The organism is Bradyrhizobium sp. 157 (assembly GCF_023073815.1).
Taxonomy (GTDB): Bacteria; Pseudomonadota; Alphaproteobacteria; order Rhizobiales; family Xanthobacteraceae; genus Bradyrhizobium.
The window spans coordinates 24568-30567 of record NZ_JADPKF010000022.1; the positions used below are offsets into that span (position 1 = coordinate 24568).

Here is a 6000-nt window from a genome sequence, read left to right on the forward strand (position 1 = left end):
CGGGCGTCCCGCCGCGTAACGTCCGCGCCGAACCGTAAAACTACGAGGAAGCGATATGGACCAGAAGACACACGATAAGGGCCTGGAAATTCGCAAGGCGGTGCTCGGCGAGGCCTATGTCGACAACGCGCTGAAGAACGCCGACGGTTTTAACAAGCCGTTCCAGGAACTCGTCACCGAATATTGCTGGGGCGCGGTGTGGGGCCGCGAGGAACTGCCGCACAAGACCCGCAGCATGCTCAATCTCGCCATGATCTCGATCCTGAACCGCCCGCATGAACTGAAAGCGCACATCAAGGGCGCGCTGACCAACGGCGTCAGCCGCGACGAGATCCGCGAGATCTTCATGCAGGTTTCGATCTATGCGGGAATTCCGGCAGGCGTCGACAGCTTTCGCATCGCGCGCGAGGTGTTCGCGGAGTTGGATCAGGCATAAGACCCGTTCGCACAAGCAGTCGAGACGTTCGGCCGTCATTGCGAGTGAAGCGAAGCAATCCATGGCGCCACACGCGGATAGATGGATTGCTTCGTCGCTTTGCTCCTCGCAATGACGACGTGGAGGAATAGACATCATGGAAATTGGATTCATCGGCCTCGGGAAAATGGGCTCCCCGATGGCGCGCCGCCTGATCGAGGCCGGGCATCAACTCATCGTGTTCGACACGCGGCAGGAAGCCGTCGACAAGCTCGTCGCGCTCGGCGCACAAGCCGCATCCTCGCCCAAAGACATCGCCGACCGCTGCGAGACCGTGCTGGCGAGCCTGCCGTCGCTGCTGGCGTCGCTCGACGTTGCGACCGGCGCCGGCGGCGTGATCGAAGGCAGGCGCGCCAAACGCTTCGTCGATCTCTCCACCGTCGGATCGCAAATGGCCGCGAAAATTCACGGCCTGCTGGCCAAGAAGAACATCGTGCAGATCGATAGCCCCGTGAGCGGCGGCGTCGGCGGCGCGGAAAAGGGCACGCTTGCCGTGATGGTCTCCGGCCCGCGCGCCGATTACGAGCTGACAAAGCCCGCGCTCGACGTGATCGGAAAAGTGTTTTTCATCGGCGAAAAGCCCGGCTCGGCGCAAACAATGAAACTGGCGAACAACTTCCTGTCGGCGACCGCGATGGTGGCGACGTCGGAGGCGGTTGTGATGGGCGTCAAGGCAGGGCTCGATCCAGCCGTCATGATCGACGTCATCAACGCAGGTTCCGGGCTTAACACGGCGAGCCGCGACAAGTTTCCGCGCTCGGTGCTGCCGCGCAGTTTCGATTTCGGCTTCGCCACCGGGCTGATGGTGAAGGACGTGCGGCTCGCGCTGGAAGAGATGAAATCGCTGGGGCTGTCGATGGAAGTCGCCGAAGCGGTCGGGCGCTTGTGGGAAGTTATCATCCGCGACGAGGGCGCGGAATCAGATTTCACTGCGGCGATCAAGCCAATCGAGAAGGCGGCGGGCGTGATTGTCGGCGGCACAAAGTGAAGGCTGCGTTCCCCGGATGCTGCGCAAGCGCGTCGCACTTGCGACGTGGTGCGCTGCTGATCCGGGGTCCATCGTGGTTGGTCACGCGTGGGTCCCGGCTCTGCGGCGCAGCGTTTCACGCTGCACCGCGTCCGGGACACGCGCGCATTCACAGCCACGGCGCAGGTCGATCCATCGCGATCAGTTCATCGACATCGATGCGGGGGCGAACGACCGCGTACTGGTCGTGCTTGACCAGGACTTCCGGTACTAAAGGCCGCGTATTGTAGAAGCCGGACTGCACCGCGCCATAGGCGCCGGCTGTCATGATAGCCAGCAGATCGCCGGCCTTGGGCTCGGGCAAATTGCGATCGAGCGCGAGATAGTCGCCGGTCTCGCAGACGGGTCCGACCACGTCGGCCGTGATCGTCCGCGCATTCTTGGCCGGCTCGCGAACCGGGAGGATGTCGTGGTGGGCTTCGTAGAGCGTCGGGCGGATCAGATCGTTCATCGCAGCGTCGATGATGACGAAGTTCTTGGCTTCGCCCGGCTTCACATAGATGACGCGGGAGACGAGGATGCCGGCATTGCCGACGATCATCCGCCCGGGCTCGAACATCAGCGTGCAGCCGAGATTGTGCGTCACCCGCTTGACCATCGCGGCATAGGCCGACGGCAATGGCGGCGCCTCGCGGTCGGCGTGATAGGGGATGCCGAGCCCACCGCCGAAATCGATATGCTCGATCTTGTGGCCGTCGGCGCGCAGCGTCTGCACGAAATCGGAAAGAATCCGGAACGCGGTCTCCATCTTGGAAAGATCTGTGATCTGGCTACCAATGTGCATATCGGTGCCGGTCACCTCGATCCCCGGTAAGCTGGCCGCACGGGCATAGACCTCGCGTGCGCGTGCAATGGGAATGCCGAACTTGTTCTCGGACTTGCCGGTGGCGATCTTGGCATGCGTGCCGGCGTCGACGTCCGGGTTGACGCGCAACGAAATCCGCGCGGTCTTGCCGGTCTCGACCGCGAGCTTCGACAGCAATTCCAGTTCGGGTTCGGACTCGACGTTGATGCAAAGCACGTCCGACGCCAGCGCCGCGCGCAGTTCTATCTCGGTCTTGCCGACGCCGGAGAACAGAATCTTGCTGGGCGGAATCCCCGCCGCCAGCGCCCGCTTCAGTTCGCCGCCCGACACCACGTCAGCGCCGGCGCCTAGCTTTGCCAGCGTGCGCAGCACCGATTGATTGGAATTGGCCTTCATGGCGTAACAGACCAGCGTCTTCTCGCCGGCAAAGGCCTCGGTGAAGACGCGGTAGTGGCGCTCCAGCGTCGCGGTCGAATAGCAGTAGAACGGCGTGCCCACGGCATCCGCGAGCTCGGACAGATTCACGGCCTCGGCGTGCAGCACGCCGTTGCGATAGTCGAAGTGATTCATGGCGTGCTCAGTCTCAGTCCAGCAGCGGATCGAGAACGAATTTCTTCTTGCCGCCCTTGGGGGCGCTGGGGCTTGCCTCGGATCCATAGGTCGAATTGAAGACGCCGGGCTGCGCTGCACGCTCGGTCTCGGTATCCGACGTGGCCTGCGCCTGCGGCGGCGCGCTTGGCGGCAAATCGAGCCCGCCCTTGCGTCCGCAGCCCCCGAGTGCGAGCGCGGTGACGCTCAACAGGATGATGGCCCATCCCGACGATGACGGGCGGTAGTTACTGATCACGACGAAATCCCCAATGCGCGCCGCACCATACAAAGGTTGCCGCAGTCTGGCGAGTGCCGATCGGCCACGGAAACCCAGGAAAAACCCAAGAAATTGCAGCGAACTTTTTCGCTCAGCCCGATTTTTGCTCTTTTTCCAGCCGCTTCAGCCAGGCTTTGGCCTGCGAAAGCACGTTCTTCGGCGCGGTGCCGCCATAACTGGTCCGGCTTTTGACCGAGGCCTCCACCGACAGCACGCGCAGGGCGTCCGCTGTAATGTCAGGCTCGACCTCCTGCATCGCCTTGAGCGGCAGTTCGTGCAGCGCCACGCCCTGTTTCGACGCGAGCGCAACGATTCGCCCGGTGACATGGTGGGCGTCGCGGAACGGCATCTTCAGCGTCCGCACCAGCCAGTCGGCAAGATCGGTGGCGGTGGCATAGCCCTCGCCGGCCGCGGCCTTCATCCTGTTCTCGTCGGGGATGAGATCGAGGACCATGCCGGTCATGGCGCGGATCGCGAGCGAGAGCGCGGAAAACGCCTCCATCGCACCCTGCTTGTCCTCTTGCATGTCCTTTTGATAGGCGAGCGGCAGCCCTTTCATCACGATCAGGAGACCATTGAGCGCGCCGATCACCCGGCCGGTCTTGGCGCGCACCAGTTCGGCGGCGTCCGGATTGCGCTTCTGCGGCATGATCGAGGAGCCGGTGGTGAACTTGTCGGAGAGCCGTACCAGCCCCACCAGCGGCGAGGTCCAGATCACGATTTCCTCGGCAAAGCGCGACATGTGCACGGCCGCGATCGACGCCGCCGACAGGGTCTCCAATACGAAGTCGCGGTCCGATACGGCATCCAGCGAATTGGCCATGGGGCGGTCGAAGCCGAGCGCCTTGGCGGTGGCGGTGCGATCTATCGGAAAGGAGGTTCCAGCGAGCGCCGCCGCGCCAAGCGGCGATTCGTTCAGCCGCTTCCGAGCGTCGGCAAACCGGCCGCGATCGCGCGCCGCCATCTCAACATAGGCGAGCAGATGATGGCCAAAGGTGACGGGCTGCGCGGTCTGCAGATGGGTGAAGCCCGGCATCACGGTCGCGGCATGTTCGGCCGCGCGGCTGGCCAGCGCGTGCTGAAAGGCGGCCAGCGCCGCATCCGTCTCGTCGATCGTGTCGCGGACATAGAGCCGGAAATCGGTCGCCACCTGGTCGTTGCGCGAGCGCGCGGTGTGCAGCCGCCCGGCGGCGGGCCCGATCAGCTCGGAAAGCCGGCTCTCGACATTCATATGGATGTCTTCGAGCGCACGCTTGAAGTCGAACGAGCCCTTGCCGATCTCTGACAAAATCGTGTCTAGACCCTTGCCGATATTTTTCGCATCACTCGCCGTGATAATGCCTTGCGCGGCCAGCATCGCCGCGTGGGCCTTGGACGCGGCGATGTCCTGGGCATAGAGATGACGATCGACGTCGATCGAGACGTTGATTTCCTCCATGATCGCATCGGGACGCTCGCTGAACCGGCCGCCCCACATCTTGTTGCTCATGACTTCCCAAGCCCTGCCATCTATATCGTCGGAGTTACGCGAAACCCGTGGCGGTCTCGACCGTAATTCGACCGTAACCTTGAGCCCTGCATAGCCGTATCTGACACAGGATGACAAACGATATGCCCGAAACGTCCCCGCCCCGCCCCGCCACGAGGCGCCGGATCCCGATCGCCATCGGCGCGGTGGCGGCTGCGGGCGTGGTCGGATTGGGCGCGTTTTACGGGCTCGGCAGCTTCAAGCGAGGCACGGGCGGCGATCCATCCTGTGTGGGAGCCGTCGAACTGGCCCGCAAGATATCGCCACTGGCGCACGGCGAAGTGGCCGCGTTGACGATGGCGACGACGCCGTTGCGGCTGCCCGACCTCGCCTTCGAGGATGCCGAGGGTAAGCCGAGGAAGCTGTCGGAATGGCGTGGCAAGACCGTGCTGGTGAACCTGTGGGCCACCTGGTGCGTGCCTTGTCGTAAGGAAATGCCGGCGCTGGAGAACCTGCAGGCCAAGCTCGGCGGCAAGGATTTCGAGGTGGTCGCCATCAACATCGACACCCGCGACCCCGAGAAGCCGAAAAACTTCCTGAAAGAGGCTAATCTGACCCGGCTCGGCTATTTCGCCGACCAGAAAGCCAAGGTTTTCCAGGATCTTAAGAATATAGGCAAGGCGCTAGGCATGCCCACTTCGGTGCTGGTGGACGCCCAGGGCTGCGAGATCGCCACCCTTGCCGGCCCCGCCGAATGGGCCAGCGAGGACGCGATCAAACTGATCAAGGGCGCGATGCAGCCGATGAAGGCGGGGTCTTAGGGGATTGAAACGCGCCTGCGCTAGCCCCCGACCTCTCCTGCCAGACCTCGTCCTGAGGAGCCGCCTCAGCGGCGTCTCGAAGGATGAATGGCACCAGCGGGGCCACATGGTTCGAGACGCGCTCCTCACCATGAGGGACTTAATGGCGTGATGGGCTTATCAAGCCGCAATATTGAGATTGCCGCCGACGCCGGGGGCGAGATTGGCGGTCGAGGGCGCACCGAGCAGCGTCTGAACCGCGGCCTTCTCGGCGTCCGCATTCTGCTTGATGATCGAGGTCTGGATCTGCTGCTGCGTGCCCGCCGCCTGCATCGCGAGCATGCTCGAAACCATAGCCATCATATCCATACGCAGCACTCCTTAAACGCGAGGCACCCTACCCCGGCACCGGTTAACGAATGCTTGGAGATTGAAATGGGGCAAAATGCGTTGTCAGACCTCATCCTCTTATGTCCCGTGTCAAGAGGCGGGACATGATGAAGGGCTGTCTCCAGGAATTGCAGGAGAGGTGTCGGTGGAATGATCGTGCAAGGGTG

7 protein-coding genes are annotated in these 6000 nt (G+C 63.1%); 3 read left to right on the top strand and 4 right to left on the bottom strand.

All coding sequences use genetic code 11. The features are described 5' to 3' along the window. Positions 1 to 55 precede the first annotated feature (55 nt). Positions 56 to 436: a carboxymuconolactone decarboxylase family protein gene (locus tag IVA95_RS05745; RefSeq protein ID WP_247509628.1), complete on the top strand. Its 381-nt coding sequence runs from the start codon at positions 56 to 58 to the stop codon at positions 434 to 436. Positions 437 to 572: 136 nt separating this feature from the next. Then, positions 573 to 1463 (top strand): NAD(P)-dependent oxidoreductase, encoded by an 891-nt coding sequence (locus tag IVA95_RS05750; RefSeq protein WP_247509629.1) that lies wholly within the window; start codon positions 573 to 575, stop codon positions 1461 to 1463. Between the two features lie 148 nt (positions 1464 to 1611). On the opposite strand, the gene lysA is transcribed toward IVA95_RS05750, so the two are convergent. The 3 genes from lysA to argH form a co-directional block, all read right to left on the bottom strand. Then, positions 1612 to 2877, bottom strand: coding sequence for a diaminopimelate decarboxylase (gene lysA, locus IVA95_RS05755; protein ID WP_247509630.1), 1266 nt, complete (start codon positions 2875 to 2877; stop codon positions 1612 to 1614). Positions 2878 to 2890: 13 nt separating this feature from the next. Then, positions 2891 to 3154: a lipoprotein gene (locus tag IVA95_RS05760; protein WP_213246800.1), complete on the bottom strand. Its 264-nt coding sequence runs from the start codon at positions 3152 to 3154 to the stop codon at positions 2891 to 2893. 112 nt (positions 3155 to 3266) lie between these two features. Beyond that, the gene (argH, locus tag IVA95_RS05765; RefSeq protein ID WP_247509631.1) at positions 3267 to 4664 is read right to left on the bottom strand and encodes an argininosuccinate lyase; all 1398 of its coding nucleotides are present in this window, start codon (positions 4662 to 4664) and stop codon (positions 3267 to 3269) included. A gap of 122 nt (positions 4665 to 4786) precedes the next feature. Between argH and IVA95_RS05770 the strand changes: the two genes are divergently transcribed. After that, entirely contained in the window at positions 4787 to 5464 is a 678-nt protein-coding gene (locus tag IVA95_RS05770) for a TlpA disulfide reductase family protein (RefSeq protein ID WP_247509632.1), read from the top strand. A 159-nt stretch (positions 5465 to 5623) separates the two neighbouring features. On the opposite strand, the gene IVA95_RS05775 is transcribed toward IVA95_RS05770, so the two are convergent. Beyond that, on the bottom strand, positions 5624 to 5812 hold the full coding sequence (locus tag IVA95_RS05775; protein ID WP_247509633.1) for a putative motility protein: 189 nt from the start codon (positions 5810 to 5812) through the stop codon (positions 5624 to 5626). Positions 5813 to 6000: the final 188 nt, after the last annotated feature.

Coding starts and splice junctions, on each gene's coding strand:
- IVA95_RS05745 (WP_247509628.1), top strand. CDS start 56: ATGGACCAGAAGACACACGATAAGGGCCTGGAAATTCGCAAGGCGGTG.
- IVA95_RS05750 (WP_247509629.1), top strand. CDS start 573: ATGGAAATTGGATTCATCGGCCTCGGGAAAATGGGCTCCCCGATGGCG.
- lysA (WP_247509630.1), bottom strand. CDS start 2,877: ATGAATCACTTCGACTATCGCAACGGCGTGCTGCACGCCGAGGCCGTG.
- argH (WP_247509631.1), bottom strand. CDS start 4,664: ATGAGCAACAAGATGTGGGGCGGCCGGTTCAGCGAGCGTCCCGATGCG.
- IVA95_RS05770 (WP_247509632.1), top strand. CDS start 4,787: ATGCCCGAAACGTCCCCGCCCCGCCCCGCCACGAGGCGCCGGATCCCG.
- IVA95_RS05775 (WP_247509633.1), bottom strand. CDS start 5,812: ATGGATATGATGGCTATGGTTTCGAGCATGCTCGCGATGCAGGCGGCG.